At 70.4% G+C, this 25,976-nt stretch carries 20 protein-coding genes; 7 read left to right on the forward strand and 13 right to left on the reverse strand.

Going from position 1 to position 25,976, the window contains the following annotated elements; translation table 11 throughout:
• The first annotated feature begins 41 nt into the window (after positions 1 to 41).
• Positions 42 to 485, forward strand: a complete 444-nt coding sequence (locus ACTWQF_RS20055; RefSeq protein WP_443280943.1) for a hypothetical protein — start codon at positions 42 to 44, stop codon at positions 483 to 485.
• 41 nt (positions 486 to 526) lie between these two features.
• On the opposite strand, the gene ACTWQF_RS20060 is transcribed toward ACTWQF_RS20055, so the two are convergent.
• Positions 527 to 1,516: a GlxA family transcriptional regulator gene (locus tag ACTWQF_RS20060; RefSeq protein WP_443280944.1), complete on the reverse strand. Its 990-nt coding sequence runs from the start codon at positions 1,514 to 1,516 to the stop codon at positions 527 to 529.
• A 105-nt stretch (positions 1,517 to 1,621) separates the two neighbouring features.
• Here ACTWQF_RS20060 and ACTWQF_RS20065 point away from each other — a divergent pair, with 105 nt between their 5' ends.
• Positions 1,622 to 2,398 carry a DJ-1/PfpI family protein gene (locus ACTWQF_RS20065; protein WP_443280945.1) on the forward strand — a complete coding sequence of 259 codons (777 nt, stop codon included), beginning with the start codon at positions 1,622 to 1,624 and terminating at the stop codon, positions 2,396 to 2,398.
• 72 nt (positions 2,399 to 2,470) lie between these two features.
• Here ACTWQF_RS20065 and ACTWQF_RS20070 read toward each other — a convergent pair whose 3' ends face one another.
• Positions 2,471 to 3,169 (reverse strand): LysE family translocator, encoded by a 699-nt coding sequence (locus ACTWQF_RS20070; RefSeq protein ID WP_443280946.1) that lies wholly within the window; start codon positions 3,167 to 3,169, stop codon positions 2,471 to 2,473.
• A gap of 96 nt (positions 3,170 to 3,265) precedes the next feature.
• Positions 3,266 to 4,216, reverse strand: coding sequence for a LysR family transcriptional regulator (locus ACTWQF_RS20075; RefSeq protein WP_443280947.1), 951 nt, complete (start codon positions 4,214 to 4,216; stop codon positions 3,266 to 3,268).
• A gap of 153 nt (positions 4,217 to 4,369) precedes the next feature.
• Here ACTWQF_RS20075 and dnaE point away from each other — a divergent pair, with 153 nt between their 5' ends.
• Entirely contained in the window at positions 4,370 to 7,972 is a 3,603-nt protein-coding gene (dnaE, locus tag ACTWQF_RS20080; RefSeq protein WP_443280948.1) for a DNA polymerase III subunit alpha, read from the forward strand.
• A 182-nt stretch (positions 7,973 to 8,154) separates the two neighbouring features.
• Here the strand turns inward: dnaE and ACTWQF_RS20085 are convergent, their stop codons facing one another.
• Genes ACTWQF_RS20085 through ACTWQF_RS20095 form a run of 3 tightly spaced genes read right to left on the reverse strand, consistent with a single transcriptional unit; the run spans position 8,155 to position 11,818 of the window.
• Positions 8,155 to 10,260, reverse strand: coding sequence for a xanthine dehydrogenase family protein molybdopterin-binding subunit (locus ACTWQF_RS20085; RefSeq protein WP_443280949.1), 2,106 nt, complete (start codon positions 10,258 to 10,260; stop codon positions 8,155 to 8,157).
• Positions 10,257 to 11,249 (reverse strand): FAD binding domain-containing protein, encoded by a 993-nt coding sequence (locus ACTWQF_RS20090; protein WP_443280950.1) that lies wholly within the window; start codon positions 11,247 to 11,249, stop codon positions 10,257 to 10,259. The genes ACTWQF_RS20085 and ACTWQF_RS20090 overlap by 4 nt, the downstream gene beginning before the upstream one ends.
• Positions 11,246 to 11,818, reverse strand: coding sequence for a (2Fe-2S)-binding protein (locus tag ACTWQF_RS20095; RefSeq protein ID WP_443280951.1), 573 nt, complete (start codon positions 11,816 to 11,818; stop codon positions 11,246 to 11,248). The genes ACTWQF_RS20090 and ACTWQF_RS20095 overlap by 4 nt, the downstream gene beginning before the upstream one ends.
• Positions 11,819 to 12,061: 243 nt before the next feature.
• Between ACTWQF_RS20095 and ACTWQF_RS20100 the strand changes: the two genes are divergently transcribed.
• A complete protein-coding gene (locus ACTWQF_RS20100; RefSeq protein WP_443280952.1) occupies positions 12,062 to 12,661 on the forward strand; it encodes a TetR/AcrR family transcriptional regulator in 600 nt (199 codons plus the stop codon).
• 77 nt (positions 12,662 to 12,738) lie between these two features.
• Here ACTWQF_RS20100 and yczR read toward each other — a convergent pair whose 3' ends face one another.
• A complete protein-coding gene (gene yczR, locus ACTWQF_RS20105) occupies positions 12,739 to 14,181 on the reverse strand; it encodes an aminotransferase class I/II-fold pyridoxal phosphate-dependent enzyme (protein WP_443280953.1) in 1,443 nt (480 codons plus the stop codon).
• A gap of 114 nt (positions 14,182 to 14,295) precedes the next feature.
• Here yczR and ACTWQF_RS20110 point away from each other — a divergent pair, with 114 nt between their 5' ends.
• A complete protein-coding gene (locus ACTWQF_RS20110; protein ID WP_443280954.1) occupies positions 14,296 to 14,649 on the forward strand; it encodes a cupin domain-containing protein in 354 nt (117 codons plus the stop codon).
• A 286-nt stretch (positions 14,650 to 14,935) separates the two neighbouring features.
• On the opposite strand, the gene ACTWQF_RS20115 is transcribed toward ACTWQF_RS20110, so the two are convergent.
• From ACTWQF_RS20115 to ACTWQF_RS20135, 5 genes are all read right to left on the reverse strand, one after another.
• A complete protein-coding gene (locus tag ACTWQF_RS20115; protein WP_443280979.1) occupies positions 14,936 to 15,847 on the reverse strand; it encodes a glutaminase in 912 nt (303 codons plus the stop codon).
• Between the two features lie 196 nt (positions 15,848 to 16,043).
• Positions 16,044 to 17,624, reverse strand: a complete 1,581-nt coding sequence (locus ACTWQF_RS20120) for a S41 family peptidase (protein WP_443280955.1) — start codon at positions 17,622 to 17,624, stop codon at positions 16,044 to 16,046.
• Entirely contained in the window at positions 17,621 to 19,174 is a 1,554-nt protein-coding gene (locus ACTWQF_RS20125; RefSeq protein ID WP_443280956.1) for an amidohydrolase family protein, read from the reverse strand. Before ACTWQF_RS20125 ends, ACTWQF_RS20120 begins: the two co-directional genes overlap by 4 nt.
• Entirely contained in the window at positions 19,174 to 19,941 is a 768-nt protein-coding gene (locus ACTWQF_RS20130) for a hypothetical protein (RefSeq protein WP_443280957.1), read from the reverse strand. Before ACTWQF_RS20130 ends, ACTWQF_RS20125 begins: the two co-directional genes overlap by 1 nt.
• 293 nt (positions 19,942 to 20,234) lie before the next feature.
• Positions 20,235 to 21,425: a slipin family protein gene (locus ACTWQF_RS20135; protein WP_443280958.1), complete on the reverse strand. Its 1,191-nt coding sequence runs from the start codon at positions 21,423 to 21,425 to the stop codon at positions 20,235 to 20,237.
• 272 nt (positions 21,426 to 21,697) lie between these two features.
• Here ACTWQF_RS20135 and ACTWQF_RS20140 point away from each other — a divergent pair, with 272 nt between their 5' ends.
• Positions 21,698 to 22,717, forward strand: a complete 1,020-nt coding sequence (locus ACTWQF_RS20140; protein ID WP_443280959.1) for a PHP domain-containing protein — start codon at positions 21,698 to 21,700, stop codon at positions 22,715 to 22,717.
• 64 nt (positions 22,718 to 22,781) lie between these two features.
• Here the strand turns inward: ACTWQF_RS20140 and ACTWQF_RS20145 are convergent, their stop codons facing one another.
• The gene (locus tag ACTWQF_RS20145) at positions 22,782 to 24,407 is read right to left on the reverse strand and encodes an esterase/lipase family protein (protein ID WP_443280960.1); all 1,626 of its coding nucleotides are present in this window, start codon (positions 24,405 to 24,407) and stop codon (positions 22,782 to 22,784) included.
• A 477-nt stretch (positions 24,408 to 24,884) separates the two neighbouring features.
• On the opposite strand from ACTWQF_RS20145, the gene ACTWQF_RS20150 reads away from it, so the two are divergent.
• Positions 24,885 to 25,913 (forward strand): DUF3048 domain-containing protein, encoded by a 1,029-nt coding sequence (locus ACTWQF_RS20150; protein ID WP_443280961.1) that lies wholly within the window; start codon positions 24,885 to 24,887, stop codon positions 25,911 to 25,913.
• Positions 25,914 to 25,976 lie beyond the last annotated feature (63 nt).

Consider the following 25,976-nt stretch of genomic DNA (forward strand, 5'->3'; position numbering starts at 1 on the left):
CCCACCCCCTGACGCCGTCGCGGAGGATGGAGAATCCAGAAATGGAACTGGATGACCAACTGGTAGGCCACTGGAGCAGCGTCCCGTTCGCCTACGGGGTGATGGAAGCCTCCGAACTCGGGCTTCTCGGCGATGGGCAGGGCTGGAGCGCATGGTTCAACGTCGGCGCGCTGTCCGTCACGCGGCTGCGCTGGCGGTGCCCGGAACCAGGAGTCCTGGAACTGCACGCGCGGTGGAGCGTACAAGGCACGCCCGATGACAGCGCCGGCTCTCTGACGTTCGCCTCGGCGGAACCGGCCGAACCGCTGGACGAGGTCACGCGCCATCGCTACGTCCTCGCCCCCGTCGAACCCATGCCGGGCGCCGACCCCTTGCCGGCGATCAGCTTCGAGGAGCCGGTCGAGTTCTGCTTCCACTACGCCAGAGGCCCGAAGGAGATCCACCCCGAGGAAGACCCGACGTTCCCTGCACTGCCGTACCAGTAGGGGGTGACGAGCCGTACTCCGCAGCACCCACCGCACGACGCTCAGGCGCTCCGGACGGGAAGAGGCTGACGCGTGCCCTCCCGGAAGCTGCGGCGGTAGGCCGTGGGGGTGGTGCCGAGGCGCCGGCGGAAGTGGGCGCGCAGCGATACCGCGGAGCCGAAGCCGGTGATGTCGGCGAGGCGCTCGACCGGCAGATCGGTGGTCTCCAGCAGTTCGCGGGCGCGTTCCATACGGGCCCACAGCAGCCAGCGCAGCGGCGTCGTCCCGGTCGAGGCACGGAACCTGCGGTGCAGATGACGCACGCTCATCCCTGCCTGACGGGCGATGTCGGTAAGGGTGAGAGGGCGGTGCAGATTGCGGTGGAGCCAGTCCAGGGTCGCGGGCAGCGGATCGTCGTCGCAACGGTCCGTACGGGGGCCGGGTCGAGGCACGAGCTGGGCCATGGTGCCCTTGCGCCGCTGCGGTACGACCAGGGAGCGTGCCGCCTCCGCTGCGACCGCCGCGCCGTGATCGCGGCTGATGAGGTGCAGGCACAGATCGAGACCCGCCGCGACGCCCGCCGAGCTGAGGATCTGGCCGTTGTCCACGAACAGCACGCCCGGGTCCACGCGGACCGCCGGATGTTCCCGGGCGAGCCGGTCGACGGCCAGCCAGTGCGTCGTCGCCGCCGCACCGTCCAGCAGTCCCGCCTCGGCCAGCAGGAAGGCGCCCGTGCAGATCGACGCCACCCGGATACGCCGGTGGGCGGCCGACCGCAGCAGCTCCAGCACCTCGCCCTCCGGACGCACATCGTCCGCCACACCCGGAACCACGATCGTGTCCGCGGCAAGGGCGGCCTTCAGCGGGTGCGCGGGGCGTAGTTCGAAGCAGCGCTCCCCGGCAGCCGTGCTGATGACGGGGGAGTTGCCGCACACCAGCAACTGGTACGGCCGACTGCCGTCCGGCAGCCGCGCGAGGGCGAACGCCTGGCAGGCGGCGGTCAGATCGAAACCGACAACGCCACCCGGTGCCAGGACAGCCACAGCGTGCATGGCAGGAACCTATCGGGACCGGTCACGATCGCTGCTGCCGCATCCGTCCCCCACTTGCCAGGGTGAAGCCGTCCTGATCGCGAACTGCCAGGGAGGTACAGGGTGATGGAACGGCGAGACATGCTGCGCCGGACGACGGCTGTGGGAGCCGGAGCGCTGGCTCACGGAGTGTTGAGCACCACGTCCGCCGGCGCGCAGGAGAGCGTCGGCGAGCGGGGTGGCGGGCCCGGCGGCAGAAGCACGCGGCCGTTCCGCGTCCACATCGTGATGTTCGACGGCGTGGAGGAGCAGGACTTCGCCGGTCCGTACGAGGTGTTCTCGGCCGCCGGGATGCTCAGCGGCACGCGGAAGATGGACGTCGGTCTCGTCACGGCCGGTGAGACCGGCACCGTGCGCTGTGCGTACGGCACCGAGGTACAGGTCACCCGGCGCTGGGCACCGCGCGAGGCGGAGCTGATCGTGGTGCCGGGCGGGGGCTACACGCGTAAGGACGGTCCCGGCATCTGGGCCGAAATCAAACGCGGCACGCTGCCGCGCGCCCTTGCAGCGGCTCCGCGCAAGGGGCTGACGCTCAGTTCGCTGTGTACGGGGGCGCTGCTGCTGTCGGCGGCCGGGCTGGTGGAGGGCCGCCGTTGCACCACGCACCGGGGTGCCCTCAAGGACCTGGAGAAGGACGGGGGCATCCTCACCCCGGCCCGGGTCGTCGACGACGGTGATCTCGTGACGGCCCAGGGCGTCACCTCCGGCCTGGAGCTCGGGCTCTGGCTGGTCAAGCGCGAGCTGGGCTCCGAGGCCGCGAACGGGCTGGAGATGATGCTGGAGTACGAGGCGCGCGGCACCGTCTGGGAAACGGAGCGGAGGCACCGGAGCCTGTCCGGCTGATCAGGGGCGCGGAAACGGGTCCACGCCCCGATGCGCGGGCAACTGCGCGGCCGGCCACGACGTGAGGGGCGCTCAGTCGCTGAGCGCGAGCCGGAGACCGAACGCGCCGATCACCGTCCCGGCGACCCGGTCGAGCATGCACCGGGCCGAATCGCGTCGTAGGTAGTCGCGCAGCATGCGCGCGCAGCCGATCAGCAGGAACGACCAGAGCACGCCGAGCACGACATGGATCAGCGAGAGCAGTACGCCCATGGCGAGTTGGGAGGCGCCCGCTGGGACGAACTGGGGGAGGACGGCGACGTAGAAGGCGCCCACCTTGGGATTGAGGAGATTGGTCAGCGCGCCCTGGCGCCAGCCGCCGCGAAGGGTGTACCCCCTGTTCGAGCGAAGCCGAGAACTTGTCGGAGCGACCGCGGCACCGGCCTGGGCCCGGTCCGCGTCGTCATCGCCCGGTCCCGGCGAACCCACCGCGGCCGGGCGGCGGCGCGCGGCCCAGAGCATGCGAGCGCCCATCCACACCAGATAGGCGGCGCCCGCCCAGCGCAGCAGCGTGTAAGCGAAATGGGAGGCGGTCAACAAGGCAGTGATGCCCAGGGAGGTCAACAGCCCCCAGGTCAGGGTCCCGGTCTGGATACCGAGGACAACTCCCCAGGCACACCGACGGTGGCCGAGCGCGGCGGTGCGCAGTATGAGAGCGGTGTCCAGGCCCGGTGTGAGGGTGAGCAGCCCCACGATCAGAGTGAAGCCCCACAGTTCGGAGAAATCGATCACAGCAGGGGACTGTAGAACCTCGGTTCTGCAAACCGCCAGATTCCTGCCCGTAATCGGGCACGAACTCGGCGCTCCGCGTGGTGGTCCTCGTCCTGCTCAGCGGTCGGTCGCTTCGGCGGGCCGGGCCCAGCTCGGTCGCCAGGTCTCGGCGGTGGGACGGCGGAGCTGCGCGGAGGTGAGGTGGTCGCGGAGCTCGGTGAGCGCGGGGTGCGGGTTGTCGGCGCGCCAGAGCAGCGAGTGCGGGTAGACCGGGGTGGGGTCGCGCAAGGGGATGCGCCGCAGGTCGTAGCCGGCGGGCCAGACGAGCGGGGTCCGCTCGCTGAGGAAGGTCGCCACCGTCGAGGAACCCTCGACCGATTCGAGTAGCGCGTCGACGCCGAAGTTGGGGCCGATGGTGTCGATGGTCAGCCCGAAAGTGGCGGCAAGGGCGTCGTAGTACGCGGCCCATTCGGTTCCGGGGTCGTTGCCGGGCATCCAGAGCCGGTGCCCGGCGAGCTGGGCGGGGGTCACCGCGACGGCGTTCGCGAGCGGGTGGTCGGGGCCGGTGCACAGGAACATGGGCTCGTCGAGGACATGTACGGCGTCGATGCCGTCGGGGATCCGCTGTCCCGGCGCGGTGACGGCGCGGAACGTGGCGTCGATGGTGCCGTCCCGGAGGGCGGCGAGGGCCTTCTCGGCCCCGTACAGCGTCACGATGTCGAGGGGGATCTCGGGGTGCGCGCGGTGGAAGTCCCGCACCAGTCCGGCCGTCGAGACCCTGCGTTGCAGGACGTCCACGCGCAGTGGGCGGCTGCCGGGCCGTACGGCGTCCCCGGCCCGCTTCTCGGCGTCCAGCAGGGCGCGGGCGTGGGGCAGGAACACCTGCCCGTCGATGGTGAGTTCCGCGCCGCGCGCCGTGCGGGTGAGCAGCCGTACCCCGGTGTCCCGCTCCAGCGCGGCGATGCGCTTGGAGACGGCCTGCTGGGTGAGCGAGAGGTCCACGGCGGCCTTCTGGAACTGCCCGGCGTCGGCGACCGCGACAAATGTGCGTACGGCATTGAGATCCACGGCAGCCAGCCTAACCGCACAACGCGAGGTTGTTACTCGACGGCGCGCCAGTTGTTTGATTCGGCACTCCACATGCCTCTTTGATGGTCGCGAACCGCAGCGGCCCCACTCCCGGACAACCCACGGTTGTACAACTCAGGAGGTGACTCCCCTGTGCCGGACTCCTTCGTCCATCTGCACAACCACACCGAGTACTCCATGCTGGACGGCGCGCAGAAGCTGAGGCCGATGTTCGGCGAGGTGGCCCGGCAGCGGATGCCCGCGATCGCCATGAGCGACCACGGGAACATGTTCGGAGCCTACGAATTCGCGCAGGTCGCGAAGGACTTCGAGGGCATCAGGCCGATCATCGGCATCGAGGCGTACGTGGCCCCTTCCTCCCGGTTCTCCCGGAAGCAGGAGTTCTGGGGACCAGGTGGCCGCCGCGCTGTCAGCGCGGACGGGGAGGGCTCGAAGGACGTCTCCGGCGGCGGCCGCTTCACGCACATGACCATGTGGGCGCGGAACGCCCAGGGCTTGCGCAACCTGTTCCGGCTCAGCACCGAGGCCAGCTACGAGGGCCAGTTCCCGGCCGGCAAGCCGCGCATGGACCGCGAGCTGATCGCCCAGCGGCCGGAGGGCGTCATCGCCACCACCGGCTGCCCCTCCGGGGAGATCCAGACCCGGCTGCGGCTGGACCAGTACGCCGAGGCGAAGGCCGCCGCTGCGGCCTACCAGGAGATCTTCGGCCGGGAGAACTACTTCCTGGAGCTGATGGACCACGGTCTGGACATCGAACGCGACGTCCGCGACGGCCTGCTGCGCCTCGCCCGGGAGCTGAACATCCCGCTGCTGGCCACGAACGACGCGCACTACGTCACCGAGGACCAGGCCGAAGCCCACGACAACCTGCTGTGCATCGGGGTGGGCAAGAACAAGGACGACCCACGCCGCTTCCGCTTCAACGGCTCCGGCTACTACCTGAAGTCGGCCGCCGAGATGCGCAGCCTCTTCGCGGAGCTCCCGGCAGCCTGCGACAACACGCTGCTGATCGCCGAGCGTGTCGAGTCCTACGACGAGGTCTTCGACCACGTCGACGAGATGCCGCGGTTCCCGGACGTGCCGGAGGGGGAGACCCAGGAGTCGTGGCTGCGCAAGGAAGTCCTCAAGGGCCTGGCGATGCGCTACGGGGACCCGGTTCCGCCGCACGTCCTGGAGCGGTTCGAGACGGAGATGGCAGTCATCGGCCCGATGGGCTTCAGCTCATACTTCCTCGTCGTGGCGGACATCTGCCGCTTCGCCCGCGAGAGCGAGGAGAAGATCCCGCTCGGTCCGGGCCGCGGCTCGGCCACCGGCTCCCTCGTGGCCTACGCCACCCGCATCACCGAGCTGTGCCCCCTTGAGCACGGGCTGCTCTTCGAACGGTTCCTGAACCCCGAGCGGATCAACCCCCCGGACATCGACCTCGACTTCGACGACCGCCAGCGGGACCGCATGGTCCGTTACGTCATCGACAAGTACGGGGACGAGTACACAGCGCTGGTCAACACCTTCGGCAAGATCAAGGCCAAGAACGCGATCAAGGACTCCGCACGCATCCTTGGCTATCCGTTCTCCCACGGCGAGCGGATCACCAAGGCGCTGCCGCCCGACCAGAACGGCAAGTCGGCGCCGTTGGACGTCCTCTTCACCCCCTCCCATCCCCGGTACGCCGAGGCCGCTGAGATCCGCCGGCTGTACGAGAGCGAACCGGACGTGCGGCGGGTGATCGACACCGCCCGGGGTGTGGAGGGGCTGACCCGCGGCACCGGTGTGCACGCCGCCGCGGTGATCCTGTCCAAGACGCGGCTGACCGACCGGATCCCGCTGCACATGCGCGCCGCGGACGGCGCGCGGATCACCGGCTTCGACTATCCGTCGTGCGAGGCCATGGGCCTGGTCAAGATGGACTTCCTGGGGCTGCGGAACCTGGGCGTCATCGACCAGGCCATCGAGAACATCCGGGAGAACCGGGGCCTGAAGCTGGCCACCGTCGACCCCATGGACGGCGATCCGGCCACCGTCGTCATCCCGCTGGACGACGCCAGGACCTACCGGCTGCTGGCCGAGGCCAACACGCTCGGCGTCTTCCAGCTCGACAGCGGCGGTATGCGGGCGCTGCTGAAACTGATGGAACCCACCCGATTCGAGGACATCGCCGCGGCCAACGCCCTCTACCGGCCCGGCCCGATGGCCGCCAACGCACACACCAACTACGCACTGCGGCAGAACGGCAAGCAGGCACCGACCCCGGTCCATCCCGAGCTCGAAGAAGCGCTGGAGCCGATCCTGGGCTCCACCCACCATCTGCTGGTCTACCAGGAACAGATCATGGCCATCGCCCGGCAGCTGGCCGGCTACACGCTGGGCGGCGCGGACATGCTGCGCCGCGCCATGGGCAAGAAGAAGCCGGAGGTACTGGCTGCCGAGTGGGAGAAGTTCCACGGCGGCATGAAGGAGGGCGGCTACTCCGACGAGGCGATCAAAGCCCTCTGGGATGTGATGCTGCCGTTCTCCGGCTACGCCTTCAACAAGTCCCACACCGCCGGCTACGGACTCGTCTCGTACTGGACCGCCTATCTGAAGGCGAACTACCCGGCCGAGTACATGGCGGCGCTGCTCACCTCGGTGGGCGACGACAAGGACAAGGCCGCGGTCTATCTCGCCGACGCCCGCCGGAACGGCGTCCGCGTCCTCCAGCCCGACGTGAACGAGTCCGTCGCCGAGTTCACCGCTGTCGGCGACAACGTACGCTTCGGGCTGCGCTCCGTGCGCAACGTCGGCGACAGCGTCATCGAGGCCGTCGTCGACGCGCGCCGCCGGAAGGGGAAGTTCACCTCCTTCGCCGACTTCCTGCACAAGGTCGATCTGCCCGCGCTGAACAAGCGGGCCGTGGAGTCACTGATCAAGGCGGGCGCCTTCGACTCGCTGGGGCACTCCCGTAAGGGGCTGACCGCCGTCCACGAGGAAGCCGTCGACGCGGTCATCCCGGTGAAGAAGGCGGCCGGTTTCGGGCAGGACGACCTCTTTGCGGAACTGCGCGAGGCGGAGCACGACGGACCGTCCTTCGGCCTGGACTTCCCCGTCGATGCCGCGGAGTGGCCGCGCCGGCAACTGCTGGCGACCGAACGGGAGATGCTGGGTCTGTATGTGTCGGCCCACCCCCTGGACGGCGCCGAGCACATCCTGGCCGGCGCGCGGGACTGCTCCATCACCGATCTCCTCGCCTCCGGCCGCACCGCCGGGGACGTACGGCTCTGCGGGCTGATCACCGGTGTCCAGCGCAAGGTGACCAAACAGGGCAACGCCTGGGCTCTTGTGAACCTCGCGGACCGGGACGCCGGTATCGAGGTTCTGTTCTTTCCGGCCGCCTACCGGCTCGTGGAGCATGCGCTGGCCGAGGACGACGTCGTCTCCGTCAGGGGCAGGATCGAAGAGCGTGACGGCACCCTCAACATCTTCGGCGCAGAGCTGACCGTGCTGGACGTCTCCGCAGCCGAACACGGCGGCAGACCACCGGTCCGGCTCGCCCTCCCCGCCCACCGGATCACCGAGCAGACCGTGCACGAACTCAAGCGGATCCTCATCGAGCACCCGGGCGACAGCCCGGTCCACCTCACCGTCCGCGGCGCCCGGAAGACCACCGTCTACGCCCTGCACACCACGGTGAACGCCACCAGCATCGCCTCCGACGTGAAGGGCGCCTTCGGCGCCGAAGCCTGGCAGGGCACCGCGTGACGCGCCCCGTAAGGGGCGCGGGGCTGTGTTCATGTGCGGCTCCGCCGCGTGGGCGCGACCAGCCATGGGGGTACCTCCCTGCTCGAAGAGCTTGGGGGATCACCCGCAGCCTGCGAGCCTCGGGCAGGGGCACCCCCTGACCAGAGCCAGGGAGGGCCCGCGCAAGATCCGCCGGTCACGACCTACGCGCCGTCCTCGATCACGCGGTCCGGCCGCAGTGGCAGATCCCGGTGGCGTACGCCGGTCGCATGCCAGACCGCGTTGGAGATCGCCGCGGCGACGCCCACGATCCCGATCTCCCCGATGCCCTTGAGTCCCACCGGGTCGTCGGGGATCGGGTCCTCCAGCCAGTCCGCCTCTATCAGGGGGACATCCGCGTTGGCGGCGACGTGATAGCCCGCGAAGTCCGCGCCGAGCTGGCTGCCCGATGCCGTGTCCCGCACCGCTTCCTCGTGCAGGGCCATGGAGATGCCCCAGGTCATCCCGCCGACGAGCTGGCTGCGCGCCGTGAGCGGGTTGACGATGCGGCCCGCGGCGAAGATGCCCAGCATGCGCCGAACCCGCACCTCGCCGGTGGTGACGTCGACGGCGACCTCGGCGAACTGTGCCCCGAAGGAGTGCCGTTCCTTCTTGGCGAGCTCGGCGAGCAGCCCGGCGGTGTCCGTACGGGCCGTGATGCCCTCGGGCGGGATCTCGCCGTCGGTCAGGGCCAGCCGGCCGCGCAGCTCACCGACGGCGGAGGTGACGGCCAGCGCCCAGGAGCGGGTGCCCATCGAGCCCCCGGCGACCCAGGCGGGTCCGAAGTCGCTGTCGCCGATCCGCACGGCCACGCGCTCGGGTGCCACATCGAGCGCTTCCGCGGCGATCAGGGTGAGCGCGGTGCGGGCCCCGGTGCCCACGTCCGCAGCGGAGATCCGTACGGTGAAGGTGCCGTCCGCCTCGGCCGTCACGGAAGCCGTGGAGGGCGCGGCCCCGGACGGATAGGTGGCGGCAGCCGTGCCGGTGCCGAGCAGCCAGCGGCCCTCGCGGCGCATCCGGGGCCGCGGATCGCGCCCGGCCCAGCCGAACCGGCGGGCTCCCTCCTCGAAGCAGCCGAGCAGATTGCGGCTGCTGAAGGGCAGCCCGGACAGCGGCCCGACGGTCGGTTCGTTGCGGGCGCGCAGGGCGATCGGGTCCATGCCGAGCCGCTCGGCCAGCTCGTCGAGGGCCGACTCCACCGCGAAGGAGCCCGGTGCCTCGCCGGGCGCCCGCATCCAGGTCGGCGTGGGCATGTCCACATCGACAAGCCGGTGCGCGGTGTGGTGCGCCCGCGCGTCGTACAGGACCCGTCCCAGGGCGGCGCTCGTCTCGACGAACGGCCGCAGGGTGGAGGTGAGGTTGAGCGCCTCGTGCCCGAACGCGCGCAGCCGCCCGTCCGGTTCCGCGCCGAGCCGGACGCGCTGCGCGGTGGGGCTGCGGTAGCCGGTGACGGCGAACGTCTGGCGCCGGGTCAGCGCGAGCCGCACGGGCCGTTGCAGCACCGTCGCCGCCATCGCCGCGGCCACCTGGTGCGGCCGTACGCCCTTGGAGCCGAACGCGCCGCCTATGTGCTCGGAGCGCACCCTCACCGAGGACGGGTCCAGCGAGAACAGCTTGGCGAGCTCGTCCGCCACCCACATGGAGCCCTGGTTGGAGTCGAAGACCTCCAGCCGTCCCCCCTCCCAGCGGGCGGTGGCGGCGTGCGGCTCCATGGCACTGTGGTGCTGCTCCGGAGTGGTGTAGGAGGCGTCCACCACCACGGCGGAGGCGGCCAGTTCGGCCTCCAGGTCTCCCTTGGTCAGCACCGCGTTGCCGTCGTCGGGGACGTAGCTGCCGGGCCGGTCGGCGTCGAAAGCGACATCGTGCGGCTCCTCGTCGTACTCGACCACGAGCGATTCGGCCGCCTCCCGCGCCTGCTCGGGCGTCTCGGCGACCACCAGCGCCACGGGCCAGCCCGCATGCGGGATCCGGTCGTGCTGGAAGACCGCGACGGTGGGGTCGGGCCCGCCGAGCATGGAGACGTAGTCGGTCGCCACGCGGGGCGCGTTGCCGTGGTGCAGCACGGCCAGCACGCCGGGCATGGCACGTACGGCCTCCTCGCCCACCTTGCGGACGCGCCCACGCGCGACGGTCGAGAGGACCAGCCAGCCGTGCACGAGCTGATCGAAGGGCTGCTCGCTCGCGTAGCGGGCTGCGCCGGTCACCTTCTCCCGGCCCTCGACGCGGGTGTGCGCTGCCCCGACGGTCGGGGGCTGTGCCGTGGTGGTCATCGGGCGGTCTCCTCGGCCAGTTCGGTGAGCAGGGTGACGACGAGGTTGCGGATCAGGGGCACCTTGTAGGCGTTCTGCTCGAGTACCTGCGCTGCGGCCAGCTCGGCGTCGGCGGCCTCGGCGAAGGCCGCGCCGACGGCGGGCTGCCCGCGCAGCACCCGCTCGGCGGTCGTGGCTCGCCACGGACGGGACGCGACGGCACCGAAGGCCAGCCGGATATCGCGGACCACGCCGTCGGCGACGTCGAGCGCGGCGGCCACCGAGCCGATGGCGAAGGCGTAGGAGGCCCGTTCACGGACCTTGCGGTAGCGCGAGTGCGCGGCGACCGGAGCGGGTGGCAGCGTGACGGCGGTGATCAGCGCGCCGGGCGGCAGCGCGGTCTCCCGGTGCGGGGTGTCGCCCACCGGCAGATAGAAGTCGGCGAGGGGTATCTCCCCGCCGCCCGCGGCGCTCTCGTACGAGACGACGGCGTCGAACGCGGCCAGCGCGACGCCCATGTCGGACGGGTGGACGGCCACGCAGTGCGCGGAGGCGCCGAGGATCGCGTGGTTGCGGTGCTCGCCGGTGATGGCCGGGCAGCCGGAGCCGGGCGCACGCTTGTTGCAGGGGAGCGAGGTGTCGGTGAAATAGGCGCAGCGGGTGCGCTGGAGGAGATTGCCGCCGACCGTCGCCATGTTGCGCAGCTGCCCGGAGGCTCCAGCCAGTACGGCCTGCGCCAGCGCCGGGTAGCGGCGCCGTACCTCCGGGTGGGCGGCCAGCTCGCTGTTGGTGACCGTGGCGCCGATGCGCAGTCCGCCGTCGTTGGTCGACTCGATGCGGCCCAGCGGCAGTTCGCGTACGTCGACGAGGCGCCCCGGGCGCTCCACGCCGGCCTTCATCAGATCGACGAGATTGGTGCCGCCGCCCAGGTAGCGTGCGTCAGGGTCCGCGTCGAGCAGGGCGACGGCGCCGCTGACCTCGGTGGCGCGCTCGTAGCTGAACTCCCTCACGCGGCGGGCTCCTTCGGGTTCTCGGCGGACTGTCCGGCGGTCGTGTGCTGTGCGGCCTGTGCGACAGCCTGGACGATCGAGACGTAGGCACCGCACCGGCACAGGTTGCCGCTCATGCGCTCCCGGATCTCCTCCGGCGTCAGAGCGGGCGGTCCCGCCTCGGGCCGTACGTCGTCGGTGGCGGCGCTCGGCCAGCCCGCCGCGTGCTCGTCGAGTACGGCGAGCGCCGAACAGATCTGCCCGGGGGTGCAGTAGCCGCACTGGAATCCGTCGAGGTCGAGGAACGCCTGCTGCACCGGGTGCAGCTGCTCGCCGTCCGCGACGCCTTCGATGGTGGTGACGGCGCAGCCTTCGGCGGCGATCGCGAGTTGCAGACAGGAGACGATACGGCGGCCGTCGACCAGGACCGTGCAAGCACCGCACTGTCCCTGGTCGCAGCCCTTCTTCGTACCGGTGAGATCGAGGCGCTCGCGCAGTACGTCGAGCAGGGTGCTGCGGTGGTCGACGGTCAGCGTGTGCGGTGCTCCGTTGATGGTCAAAGTGATCACGCTTGCGGTGGCTGGAGCCATGGGCGGCTTCTTTCGCGAGGGCGGTACGCGGAGAATCTGCGCGGTGCGGCGAGGCCGTGGACGGACAGTGGCCCGTCGCCCGGACGTCCGCCGCTATGGTGAGAGGTCAGGAAACGGACAACAGTCCGCTCTACCTTCATGAACGTAGAGGACAGTTGTCCGCTTCGCAAGGGAGATCCGCAACACCCCGTCTGATCCACCGCAGTTCTGCTCCGGGGGCGGAAGACGACGGAAGGAGGACGAGTGCGGCACAAGAAGCCGGGCGCCCGGCTGCGCTCGGACGCCCAGCGCAACCGTGAACGCATTCTTGAGGTGGCGCTCGCGGAGCTGACGCACGCGGCGGACGCGCCGCTGAGCGCCATCGCGAAAAAGGCGGGCGTCGGCCAGGGAACCTTCTACCGCAACTTTCCCAGCCGCGAGGCCCTGGTCCTGGAGGTCTACCGCTACGAGGTGCAGCAAGTCGCCGAAGCGGCGGAGCAGTTGCTCCGCACCCGGCCGCCGGACCAGGCACTGCGTGAGTGGATGGACCGGCTTGCCCAGTACGCCTTGGCCAAGGCGGGACTGGCCGAAGCCCTGCGCACGGCCACCACCAACCCACGAGGAACGCTGGCCGAACTCGGTCACGGACCGGTGACCCAGGCCGTCACCGTCCTCCTGGAGGCGAACGAGCGGGCCGGCACCATCCGTCCCGGAGTGACCCCGCAGGACTTCCTCCTCGCCATCGCGGGGCTGTGGCAGATCGACCCGCACGACGACTGGCAGGCTCGGGCCGGCCGCCTCCTGGACCTGGTGCTGGACGGCCTGCGAGCCGGAGCCCCGGGCCACACGCCCACCGACAACTGACCGAGGCCGGGCCGGTCCTGCGTACCAGGCATGGGGTGCTGCGCTTGCCGGCCCTGCTCCCCCAAGCTCTTCGAGCGTCAGATCGCCATCGCACGGGGGCCCGGGATGTTCCGGCCGGGTTCACCCCCGTAGGTGTGCCAGGCCGTGGCCAAGCGGTGCACCGCTTCCGTCAGCGTGTCGGGCGCTGCACAGAAGTGGATGCGGATGAACTCCCCGCTGCCCCCTGCCGCGTCCAGTCCGCTGCCGGGCAGCACCGCGACGCCGTGGCGGAGCGCCGTCTGCGCGAAGGAGTCGCCGTCACCGTGGGGGAGGCGCACCCACAGGGTGTGACCGCCGGTGACGGCGGGGACCTGCCATTGCGGCAGCCGTCGCGCCAGCTCGGCGCGCAGGAGATCATGGCGGGCCTGACGGTCTGCCGCTGAGTCCTGACACAGGGTCTCCAGCTGGGGCAGCAGTTCGGTGGCGACGAGTTGGGCGGAGAAGTCCCCGCCGAGGTCATGTACCGCTCGGAGCCGGGCGAGCCGGTTGATGACGGACCGCTCGGCCCGTATCCAGCCGACGCGCAGCCCACCCCAGACGCTCTTGCTGAGCGAGCCCACCGAGATCACCGCGTCGCCGAACGCCGCGAGCGGAGGAGGCACGTCCTGTCCGGCAAAGGCGAGGTGGGCGAGGACTTCGTCGTCGACCAGCGGCACGTCCGCGGCGGCGGCCGCTGCGGCGAGCCGTCGGCGTGCCAGCGGCGGCAGCACGCTCCCGGTCGGATTGTGATGGGTGGACACGAGGTAGGCGAGCTCCGGGCGGCGACCGCAAGTACGGACCCGCGCTTCGAAGCCGTCCAGGCCGACGGGAAGCGTCTCCAAGGACGCGGCATGCTCACGGAAAGCCTCCAACGCGCCGGGGTAGGTGGGGGCCTCGACGAGCACCGTGCCGCCGGGCTGGACGAAGGCGCGGGCGAGCAGGGAGAGGGCCTGCTGACCGCCGTTGGTGATCAGGACCTGCTCCGGGTCGGTACGTACGCCGCGGCGCGTGTAGTGGTCCGCGACAGCGCCGCGCAGCTGCCAGTGGCCCGACGGGTGGTATCCGATGCCGCTCGTCACGGTGGCCAGCCGGGGCAGCGCCCGCTCGTAGGCCGTCAGCAGCGCCGGCGGAGGCGAGGCGGGTGCGGCGCACGCCAGGAGGATCACGTCGTCGTCCTGAGGCTCCAGCAGGTGGAGGAAGACCGGCGCGTTCGTGGTCTCGCGGGGCCCAGGACGCGACGGCCCGGCAACTCGCGTACCGCTTCCCCGGCGCCGGACGATCCGGCCCTCCAGACTCAGCTGTTCATACGCGGCCACGACGGTTCCGCGTCCCACCGCGAGCGTGGACGCCAGCGTCCGGTCGGGTGGCAGTGCGGTGCCGGCCGGCAGTTCACCTTCGTCGACCAGGCGCCGCAGCCGTGCGGCGAGCAGGAGATACAGCGGTCCGCGGCCGGCCGACCACCGGCCCAGGCGGTCGGCCAGCTCGGCTGGTCCCATCGGCATGATCGCGTTCTTTCCGTCCGGGCGGGGCGCGGACGAGGTGATTGGTTCGCCCCGTGGACCAATCATGGCGTATTGGCTCTGTGGTCCGGCCACAAGGGCGGCGAGGATCACAGCATGACCACACGACATGAGGACCTGAGCCATTCCGCCGCGGTATCGGTGCCCGAGGCTGCAGCCGCGCTCCCGGGGCCCTTCCAGCAGCGGAACCTGGCAATGGTGAACGACACCACCGTCGTCCGTCTCGCACGACTGGAAGGCGAGTTTCCCTGGCACTACCACGACGAGGACGAGCTGTTCCTGTGCTGGGACGGCACCTTCCAGATCCAGCTGGAAGGGCGGGACCCGGTGGTGCTGAAAGCGGGCGAACTCTTCGTCGTCCCCAAGGGGATGCGGCACCGTCCCGTAGCGGAGAAGGCCGCCCACGTGCTGCTCATCGAGCACCCGGACACCAAGCAGTACGGGAGCTGACGCCCACCGGGTACCGCCGCCCGCTCAACGGGGTGCGGTCGCCGCTGCCACGAACATCGGCAGTTCGGACGCCCCCGCGATCCGGAAGTCCGCCTCCGGGAACCGGCCGCGGGCGACGGCGATCAGTTCGTACGAGAGTGCGCGCAGCTCCTCGGCCTCCGGCAGTTGGTCGGCGGTGTCGAGCAGCGCGATGAGGTCGTCCGTCGTGCGGTGTGGTGTCTGTTCCGTTCCTCACCTCTCGCTCGACGGCCGCGAATGAGCTGCTCCGCCGAGCGGAAGCGCGTGCTCAGAATACCGACCAGCCGGTCAGTGAGGTGAAGGCGTCCAGTGCCGCGACCCCGGCCACCGAGTTGCCCCGCATGTCGAGGCCGGGACTCCACACGCACAGCGTGCACCGGCCCGGGACCACCGCGAGGATGCCGCCGCCGACGCCGCTCTTGCCGGGAAGTCCCACCCGGTACGCGAAGTCGCCCGCCGCGTCGTACGTTCCGCAGGTGAGCATGACCGCGTTGATCCGCTTGGCCTCGCGCTCCGCCAGCAGCCGGGAGCCGTCCGTGCCCAGCCCGTGGCGGGCGAGGAAGGAGCCGGCCAGGGCCAGATCGCGGCAGCTCATGGCGATCGAGCACTGCCGGAAGTAGTGGTCCAGCACCGTCTGCACGGGGTTGTCGAGGTTGCCGTAGCTGGCCATGAAGTGCGCGAGCGCAGCATTGCGGTCACCGTGCTCGGACTCCGAAGAGGCCACCCCCGGATCGAAGGCGACCTCCGGGTTGCCGCTCTCGGTGCGCAGGAAGTCCAGCATGGCAGCGCTGGCGTCACCGGTCAGCGACTGCAGCCGGTCGGTGACCACCAGCGCGCCCGCATTGATGAAGGGGTTGCGCGGGATGCCGTTCTCGTACTCCAGCTGCACCAGGGAGTTGAACGGAGTGCCGGACGGCTCCCGCCCCACTCGCCCCCACAGGCTTTCGCCGTCCTGGGCGAGCACCAGCGCCAGGCCGAACGCCTTGGAGATGCTCTGTACGGAGAAGGGCACCTGCCAGTCGCCGACGCCGGTGACCGAGCCGTCCACATCCGCGAGGGCCATGCCGAACCCGCCCAGGTCCACCTCGGCCAGTGCCGGGATGTACCCCGCTGCCTGCCCGCGGCCGATCTGGGGTGCCACAGCGTCCGCGACCTCGTCGAGCACTGCCTGGTAGTCCATCGTCCGCGCTGCTCCTGAGCTTTCCGTGCCGTCCATGCCGATGCGGTACGAGCCGCCGCGGGCGGCGTCGGTCCGCACGTCTGGCCTGGTCGGAGACTCTAGCCTGGGGGAGACGCTCCCCCTTGCCCGGGACACCGGCGCACCGAGGCAGCGGGGCACAGAGGTCCGGGTGCGCCGGTACGGCGGTTCGGCGGTTTCAGGCCAGCAGCGCGGCGGCTGCCGCCAGCAGGTCCTGGTTGCGCCCGGTGATGTCGCGCTCGGTCAACCGGTGCAGTTCGTCGGCCTGTACGCCGAGGTCCTCCAGTGGCATGTCGATGTTGCCGCGTGCCCGGGTGGCGCGCCGGAGCGCGACGCGGAACCCGGCGCCGCGGGGCAGCTCGCCGAGGAGTTCGGGCAGCCAGACGCGCAGCAGTTCGTGTGTCCACACATTGGCGCCGCCTGCGCCGGTCTGCCGGGCGGTCCCGAGGACGGGGCCGAGGCCGTTGTCCTGGAAGCCGGCGGCGAAGATGTCGGCGGCCGAGTAGGACAGCGCGTCGGTGATCAGGACTTTCGGACCGGTGCAGCGCGGCAGACCGGCGGTGATCGCTTCGGGGTCGGTGAGCGGGAAGCCCTGCGAGTGCGCTTCTCCGGTCTCCACGGCGGCGCGGATCGAGCTCGTCCAGGTGCGGAAGCCGGGGTTGGACCGCGCCAGCGCGAGCGCGGCGCCCGTGGTCGGCAGGGAGAAGCTCACGGGGGCGACGGGGTGCTCGCTCAGGACCTGCAACACGGACTCCGCCGCCGGGACATGGCCCCCCGGATTGCCACGGATGTCCACGATCAGCCCTCCCGCCGGAGCTCGCGCCACCATCCGCGCCACCCGCTCCGCGAACAGCCGCGCGCCTGAGACGTTGAAGGAGTAGATACGCAGGTACCCGTACGAACGGCTGCGGATCCGCAGCGTCCGGTAGGCGACGACACCGCGGAGCGCCCGCGCGGACGGACGCCGCGCCTGGGACGGCGCGAACAGCGCGCGCTTGATCTGGCGCGTGGCTTCGTTGCCGGCGTCGATGCCGAGGCTCGTCGCCAGCGTGGGCACCGGGTCCTGCGCACGCCCCGCGCGCCACTCGGCGGCACGCACCCGCCACGGGATTCGCGTCTCGCGGCGGCGCCCGGCGCGGGTGCGGTAGGACAGCAGCACCCAGTGCTCGTCGGGCGGGGGACCGGTGCGCAACGAGCGCAGCGTCAGCGACTCCAGTCCGCGCGCCAGCCGTGCGTCCGGGTTGGAGCCCCCCTGGGCGGCTGCGTTCCGTTCGATCGCGCGCTCGATCGGAACGCCGTTCCAGGTCTCCAGCTCGGCGCCGACGTCGAATCCCGCATGCGCCAGTGAACGGTCGATCTTGGAGACGATGTGGTGCGGCGTCCCGTCGGGGTCGGTACAGCGCTCGACGAGGAAGCCCAGCGTCGCCACATGACCTCGGTACGGGTCGGGCAGCTGGTAGACGGTGTGCAGGTCGCGCAGTTCGCGGAAGACACCCGCGAGCTCGGCGTGGAACTGCGGTTCGCTGAGCGGACGGAGGCGGCGTTCGAGCAGCCGGAGGCGCTGGACCGGATCGATGGCGTGCATCGCCCGCTTGAGCGGAAGGTGGACGTACAGCTCCTCCAGCAGTGTCCGGGCGGCGGCCACCAACTGATAGCGGTCCGCGAGCGGCAGCGGGTCGGCGGCGGCCCGGTCCATGAACGCGTCGAGCGCGATCGACTCCGGCAGCGTCCGGGACGGCTGCGCCACTGTCGCGCTCATGCGTAGTACCTCGCGAGGTGCTGGAGCTCGGGCACACCGCTGCGGGCCACTGCGGCGAAGTAGGTCGCGTCGTGGGTCAGCGGGTCCAGGCGTGGGACGACCAGGTCCGGCGGGACCTCGCCCGCGGCGGCGAGCGCTCCTGTATCGCCTTCCGGCATGTCGCCGAACAGGACGAGCGGCGCTTCGGGATCGTCCAGCGGCCCGCCCCAGTCCGCGAGGGCGTCCTGCGCGGCGCGCCAGGCGGCCACCGGGTCGGTCCGTACCTTCTCCAGCGCGCGTTTGACGCCGGGCCAGTCGAGCTTGGCGTCGCTCCGGTCCGGCTGACGCACCGCCACCCGGCGCTTGAGCCCGGCCACCGTGAGGGTGTCGGTGTGTGTCGCCCCGGCGGCGGTCATCAGCCCAGGCGTCCCGTAGAACGGCCGGCCGCGCACCAGCACCAGCCGTACGTGGCGCTCGGTCGCGTCGATCAGACTGCGGTACACATCCTGCGTCGGATCGTGGCGTTCGAGTACGAGCAGATCCGCGGCGCTGCCCCGGCGCAGCCGCCCCACCTGCGGCCCCCAGGCGGTCGCCAGCGCATCGCCGGGGTTCGCGGTCACCATGTCGCACAGCTCCCGGTCGCTGAAGCGCCCGCCAAATTCGTGACGGTTGACGGCGTCGGCGACCTTGAGCTCGCCGAGCACATGTTTGGTCCCCGACGGCGACCAGTCGGAGCCGAGCGCGATCCGCAGCCCCTTCTTGTCCGCCTCCACCACGTTCGTCGTCTCGTGGTAGAGCCAGTAGTTGGAGAACGGCGACCATACGACCGTCCCCCTCTCCGCCCTGTTGACCGCCGCCACCGCGTCCTGCCACATCGCGAAGTCGGCGGCGGTCAGCGCGGTGCTGTGCACGCCGATCAAGCCCGGCTTCAGACACGGCTCGAGATCCTCGAACTCGTCGTGGACGGTCGAGCCACGCCTGCCCTCCGCGACGTGGTAGATCAGCACGCGGGTGCCGTCGAGCTTGTCAGCCCGCTTGTCGCGCAGCTCGTCGGCATCGAGCTGGAGCGCCGCGGTCATCACCATGTCGGTGCCCGACGGCAGCTTCTCGTTGTCGACGATCCGCAGCAGCCAGCCGTCGACCGGGCGCGTGGAGTGTGGGGCTCCCTGGATGGCCGTGGTCCCGCCGATCAGCGCTTTGACCTCGACGTATTTGACCAGCGCCTCGGGCGCGGCCTGTTGGAGCACCTTGGCGGGCCAGGTGACCGACGTGGAGTAGTCGGGCGGCTCGTCCTCCTTGACCCAGCGGTCGTGGTGCGGGTACGGGACGCCGACCGCCTCCCACAGCGGAAGCGTGTTGTAGCCGATGTGGTTGTGGAGGTCGATCAGGCCCGGGAGGATCAGCCCGTCCGTGTCGATCCGCGGCGCGCCGGAGAACCCCGCGGGCGGGTCCTGCTCGGCCGACCGCACCGCGGCCAGCCGGCCGTCGTCGCCGACGTACACGGCGCCGGGGTCGAGAATCCGGTGGTCGTCGTCGAAGGTGACGACCGTGCCGCGGAGTACGAGCGCCATCAGCCCGGTGCCTTCCAGACCAGCGTGTGACCGTCGTCCGGCGTCGGGCGGCTGACGGAGTTCTGCGCTCCGCTCGGCTTGGCGCGTACCCAGGCGTCGTCGCCCAGGAACGCAGGCGCACCGAAGGGCAGGTCGTGCCGGGGGACGGGGCTGTAGTCGGACTCCGCGAAGTCGGCTCCGTAGTTGGGTCCGGTGTTGTCGCCGTCGTCGTCCGGCGTCACGATCGGACGCAGCTGTGTGACGGCATCGCGCCATGCGTCGAGCAGTTCCTCCTCGTCATGGCTGGACGGGTGGGGGACCTCGACGAGCGTGGCCTGCGGCCGGGTCGCCCACAGCCGCACTGCCTCCCGGGCCATGAACCCCATCGCGACGACGGCCTCCAGCGTCGGGTCCGTCGCCCGGTCGAAGACCGCGTTGCGCCACTGCGTCTGTGCCGGATCGTCCAGACGGTCCTTCATCGCGAACGCCTGGCTCGGATGCACCGCGTACGCCCACGCGTTCAGGCAGACGTAGGAGCGGGTCAGTCCCAGTTTGGTGAGGAAGCCCTGTACCCGCTGACCGGCGTTGCCGACCAGGCTGCGCCCGGCGATCCGCTCGGTCGGTCCCGGGTCCGAAGCCACGACCAGCACGCGGGCCGAGCTGTCGAGCCGGCCACGGTAGAAGACCGGCCCCCAGTCGTACCAGAACGCCGATCGGACGGGCGGGTCGGGCACCTGCGCGAACAGCTCGGCGAACTGGGCCGTCGGCCCGCGGTCGAACTCCGGCATCCCTCAGCGCCTCCTCGTGTCCGGACGGACCCGCCGACATCCTCACGGCTCTCCGTGCTCCCGTGCCGCCGGAGCACAGGTGGCCGGGTCCGACTCCATGAATCACTCCGCCCAGCCCCGCACAAACCGCGGCCGCCGCCAACTGGACGAGGGGGAGAGACGAGGAGAGAGCGGAGGACAGCTCGGAGAGCCGTGCCGTGGGCCGATCGGCTGGTGGCTCTTGATTGAAGGAACCAGCAGCCGGCGCCATGCTGCTCACGACCGGCTGCTGCACTCCCTCCGAGGGGAGACTGTCAGGCCTCCTTACCGGGGTGGCGGCGCCTGCTGCGGCCGGAGTGGGTGGACTCCTTCTGCCGGGTCTCGCTCTGCAGGTCCTCGTCCTGTCGGCGCTCACGAGAATCGCCGGCGTGCCGGGCCGCGACGTCCTCCGCCGTGGGAAGGCCCGTCACCTGCAGTTCCGGCAGCGCCATGGCCGGGTCGCGGAGCGGAGTGGACGGGTCCGGCGGCAGCGGTCCGGCGAAGGGGGCTGCGGGCTCCGCTGCCGTCCTACGACGGGATCCACTGGCGGCGGGCCGGAACGTGGGAGCGATCTCCTGCTCCGCCCCACGCCCTGCGCCGTGACCGTACGCGGCCGTCTCCGGCTCTCCGGCTGCGGCAGCCAGTGCCGCCTCGGCCCTGGAGGGGCCGGCGCCGGTTTCGGAGGTGTCGGTGTCCTCGGCGTCGGGCTGCTGTGCCCGTTCCAGGAAGCGCAGGAGCTCGACGGGGAAGGGAAGCACGAGGGTGGAGTTCTTCTCGGCCGCTACAGCCGTGATGGTCTGGAGCAGCCGGAGTTGCAGAGCCGCGGGCTGCACGGACATCTGCTGGGCCGCTTCCGCCAGCCGCTTCGACGCCTGGAGCTCCGCGTCCGCGTTGATGACGCGCGCCCGGCGTTCACGGTGGGCCTCGGCCTGGCGGGCCATGGACCGCTTCATGGTGTCCGGCAGCGACACGTCCTTGATCTCCACCCGGTCGATCTGCACGCCCCAGTCGACGGCCGGGCTGTCGATCATCAGCTCCAGCCCCTGGTTGAGCTTCTCCCGGTTGGAGAGCAGATCGTCCAGGTCGCTCTTTCCGATGATCGACCGCAGCGACGTCTGGGCCATCTGCGAGACGGCGAACTGGTAGTTCTCGACCCGGATGACCGCGTCGGCCGGTTCCACCACCTTGAAGTAGACGACCGCGTCCACGCGCACAGTCACGTTGTCCCGGGTGATGCCCTCCTGGGCAGGCACCGGCATGGTGACGATCTGCATGTTCACTTTGCGCAGTCGGTCGACACCAGGAACGATCAGCGTCAGCCCGGGCCCCCGAACCTCCCGGAGCAGGCGCCCGAAGCGCAGCACGACACCACGCTCGTACTGCTTGATGATGCGGATCGCTGACAGAAGACCCAGGGCCGCCAGCGCGGCCACGACGACGATGACAGCTATCAGTACTTGGACCATGACGGCACCTACCATCCCGGTGCTCCCGAGCAGGTAATACCAGCGTAGATCCGGCCAAGCCGCGCATGCGAACGCAGCCTGCGGGGCGGTTCCAGCGCGGTGTGTCACGCCTCCCTCACGCAGCGCACCCGGCATGGGGAGCGCCCCGTCAGGGGCGCGGGGAACTGCGCGTCAAGCCACAAAGCACCCGCAGTCCGCACGCTTCCGGAAGGGGCACCCCCTTACCGTCGGATGTGACCGGAAAACAAGCGGCGCGGACCGGGAAGGTGCACATGTCGGAGCCGCAGGTGGCCCTGGAGCGGATCGCGTTCCTGCTGGAGCGCGCTCAGGCCCCGACGTACCGCGTACGCGCTTTCCGTACGGCCGCGCAGGTGCTGGCCGGGCTCCCGCCGGGCGAGGCCGAGGAACGCGCGGCGGCCGGCTCGCTGGAATCGCTGAAGGGTGTAGGGCCCAGCACCGCGCAGGTCGTACGGGAGGCGCTGGAGGGCGACGTACCGCGCTACCTGGCGAAGCTGGAGGCCGAGTCGGCGCAGGAGGCCCCGCTGCCCGAGGCGGCACGGGAGTTGCGGGCGGCGCTGCGCGGCGATTGTCATCTGCACTCTGACTGGTCCGACGGCGGCAGCTCCATCGAGGAGATGGCCGCGACGGCGAAGGCGCTCGGGCACGAGTGGGCGGTGCTCACGGACCACTCGCCGCGGCTGACGATCGCAGGCGGCCTGTCCGCGGACCGGCTGCGCGCGCAGCTGGAGGTGGTCGCGCAGGTGAGCGAGCAGCTGTCGCCCTTCCGGCTCCTGACCGGCATCGAGTGCGACATTCTGGAGGACGGCACCCTCGATCAGGAGGAAGAGCTGCTGGCCAGGCTCGATGTGGTGGTGGCTTCGGTGCACTCCGTACTGCGGATGCCCAGGGAACAGATGACGCGGCGCATGGTCCGCGCTGTCCGTAATCCTCTGGTGGACGTTCTCGGACACTGCACCGGGCGGCTGCTGTCGGGAAGGCAGCGACCGGAGTCGGAGTTCGACGCGGAGGAGGTCTTCGCCGCCTGCGCGGAATCCGGCACGGCAGTGGAGATCAACTGCCGCCCGGAGCGCAGCGATCCGCCGCGCCGATTGCTGCGGCAGGCCCTCGACGCCCAAGTGCACTTCGCCATCGACACCGACGCTCACGCCCCCGGTCAGCTCGACTGGCAGTCAGGCGGCTGTGTCCGGGCGGCCGAGTGCGGCGTGCCTGCCGAGCGTGTCGTCAACACGCTGCCGGTCGGCGAACTGCTGCGCTGGGCAGGTGAGGGCTGACACGCCCCATGCGACCCGCGACCGGGTGGCATGCCCTCGCTCACCGCACCGCCGACCACGGCGCTCACCGTCCGGCTCGGCGGTCGCGAACGTGAATCTTCACCCTGGCGTCTGCACCGAGCACGGGGAGGGTTCGAGCCGTGTGAGGCAAGTCGATGTGGCAGAAGTAGTCCCTGCCCTCCGCCTCCATTGCCACCGGCTGACGCTGTGCCGTGGGCAGGCCCTCGGTGATGGGGTCGAAGCTGTCGCTGGAGCCCTCGACCATGGAATTCCACGCCGCCCATGCCTGGAGGTCGTTTTCCTTCGTATCAGGCTCGATGTCGACAATGAGGGAGTCGCTCCAGGCGGGGACCTGTTCGAGGTGATCGGCGAAGCGGAAATGGCCGTCCTGTCCGTCGAGTTTGAACACGCGCAGGGTGATGCTGTAGCGCATTCGTGGTGCAGCGCTCTTGTCGGAGGGAATCCCCGGTTCGGCGTGGGCCGGTTCGAGGAGAAATGTGCTGGCCAGCGGAACGGTGCGTTCGGTCTTTCCGCTCAGGCGCCGGATTTCTCGGCCGAGTTGGATCGGGCACCAGTGGGAAGCCTGCTGTTCGCTGATGATGACCGGCAGGCCGCGGATTGCGAGGCGCATATCTGCCTGCCACTGGTCGTCGTCCCCGGCGGCAGGAAGGTCGGCGAGGCCGACGAGAACCTGCCACGGGCCGAAGAGAAAGCGTCGCAGGTTCTGATAGCCCTCCTCCGAATTCACCTCTCCGTAGGAGCCGGAGTGAGAGCGGTAGACATAGGCACGGTGTGCCCGGCGCACGTAGGCGCGGTCGATGCGTACCAGGCCGTCGCTCTTCGGGCCGACGGTCAGCCGGGCGAGCCCGTAATCCTTGGGGTTGGTACCCACGAGACAGAAGATGTCCTCGGCGGCGAAAGCCTCCTCCGGGACGGTCTGCGGATCGAAGCGGGACGTGCGCGGGGGAACGTCCCCGAAAGTCGCCCCGGGCTGAAGATAGCCGTACATCTTTTCCGGGGCGAAGATGTCCGAACCGGCCGGCCCGAACGTCTGCTGAACCCAGTCGAGGGCATCGAGCTGGTAGTCGATGCCGCCGTGCGGGGTGCCATAGGTGAAGAACTTCGCCACCAGGTCCTTCGCCGGCAGGCGGGACCGACCGTCGTCCTGGGGCTGGAAGCAGATCTTCTGCATCATGCAGCGCACGACGAGGCCGCCCATCGAGTGGGCCACGAGGCAGACCTTGGGGGCGCCGGTCTTCTGCCGGATCAGCGTGATCAGGTCGTACAGCCCGGCGGCTGCGTCCTCGATGTTGAAACCGTCGGCAGTCACCCGGTGGTGGATCTTGCTGAAGACGCGTTCGAACAGGTTCTCGTGCGGAGGCGGAAGAAAGGTGGTCGCCGCCTGGTCGTAGAACCGGTACACCCACAGCGAGGCCGGTGGAAGTGCCGCGTCGGCGGCGCCGAGCAGGTACCGGTGCTGGTCCCCCTGTACGAGCAGCTGGTAGCCCTCGTCGCCCATCAAGCGCAGCAGTGGGCCCTCGAACTGGTAGAAGTGGGGGTCGCCGTCTCCGCCGACGCGTACGTGGGTGGCACCGTGGTTGAACCCGTAGAAGGGGTCGTCCACGGCGGTGTCGATGCCGGCCGTCGGCCCGGCGTACCCCCGCACATAGATGATCGGCAACCTGTCCACGCTGAACCTCCCGAAGCGCGTGCTGTGCAAGGAACCACCGGAAGACCTTCCGGTGCAGGCGCAGCTCGGCCTGCCGCGCACAGCGTGCCGTGCGGATGCCGGTGACATGCGCAGCGCCGCAGCTCAGGGCGGTCACACCAGCCGGATAGCGCACACGAGAGGTGCTGATGAGCGCGGGCTGCCCCGTGCGGGCACGCCCCGACGCGGCGCCCGTGATCACTCACTGCCGGCGCATCCACTCCCGTACCGGCGCTCCGTCCGGCACGTGACGGCCCCCGGAGGCTCCTCCGCGGGGCGGCCCGCTCCGCGTCAGTGCTCCGGCCGGAAGATGATGTGAAGGCCAATCGGACCTGTATGTACGGGAGTTGGAGGGACGGCGAGCGGATGTTCCGTCGTCGCACCGGGTATTGACGTCGTGGGGCGGGTGGAGGTGGGGTGGGCTCTCCCGCAGAAGTTCCCCCCACAGGAGGCCAGTTCATGGAAGGCAGCTCCACCCCACGCTCCGACGCCGGTGGTGCGACGGGTCCGATACGCAAACGCCCGCGCCGAACCCGCGTGGTGGTGACCGCGCTGGCTGTTGTCGGCGGGCTGACGTGTGCAGCCGTGGCGACGCCGTCGTTCGCCGCGTACGAGGACGATGCCAAGGGTGCCCACAAGGAGCGGAAGGCCGCGTTCACCTCTCCGTTCACCGGGCTTCCGGCGAAGGAGAATCCCGTACTCGCTGTCAAGATCGACAACCATAAGGACGCCCGCCCGCAAACCGCGCTCGAGGACGCCGATATCGTCGGCGTGGAGAAGGTGGAGGGCGGACTGGGCCGGCTGTTCGCCATCTATTCCAGCCACTACCCCAAGACGATGGGGCCGGTGCGCAGCGCCCGCGAGTACAACGTCGAGCAGATGCAGATGTTCCAGCGCCCCGCACTCGCCTACTCGGGTGCACGCAAGGCGGTCGTCGACAAGATCAAGAAGTCGCCGCTGTACGGGGTCTCGCACGACGATTACCCGGACGTGTACGAGCGCGGCGGCAGCAACAAGCCCCCGCACAACCTCTACGGCCTCCCCGACAAGATCCTCGACAAGGCGCCGAAGGCGAGCAAGGCCGACGACATCGGCTTCCGTTTCGGTGCCGAACCGAGCGGTGGGACGCCGACCGACGAGCAGACGGTCGACTACGGCTCGTCCCGGACCACCTTCAACTGGTCTGCGAAGGAAGGCCGTTGGCTGGCCTCCTTCGACGGCGAGCCCGCGAAGGGGACCTCCGGGAAGCGGCTCGGCGGCAAGACCGTGATCATCCAGAAGACCGATATGCCGCCGGACTCCAGCGGCGAGACCCCGTACATCAAGACCGTCGGCAGCGGTGAGGCGACCGTGCTGCGCGACGGCAAGGCGTTCAAGACGAAGTGGCAGCGCAAGAGCGCGACCGGCGACACCACCTTCACCCTGTCGAACGGCAAGCGGATGCCCTTCGACAAGGGCCAGGTCTGGCTCGTCTACCAACAGCGCTGACGCGCTGTCGCACCCGTCCACAGGGTCGTGGGGGGGGGGGGGGGGGGGGAAAAAAAAAAAAAA

It is taken from the genome of Streptomyces sp. 8N114, from assembly GCF_052245835.1.
GTDB lineage: Bacteria > Actinomycetota > Actinomycetes > Streptomycetales > Streptomycetaceae > Streptomyces.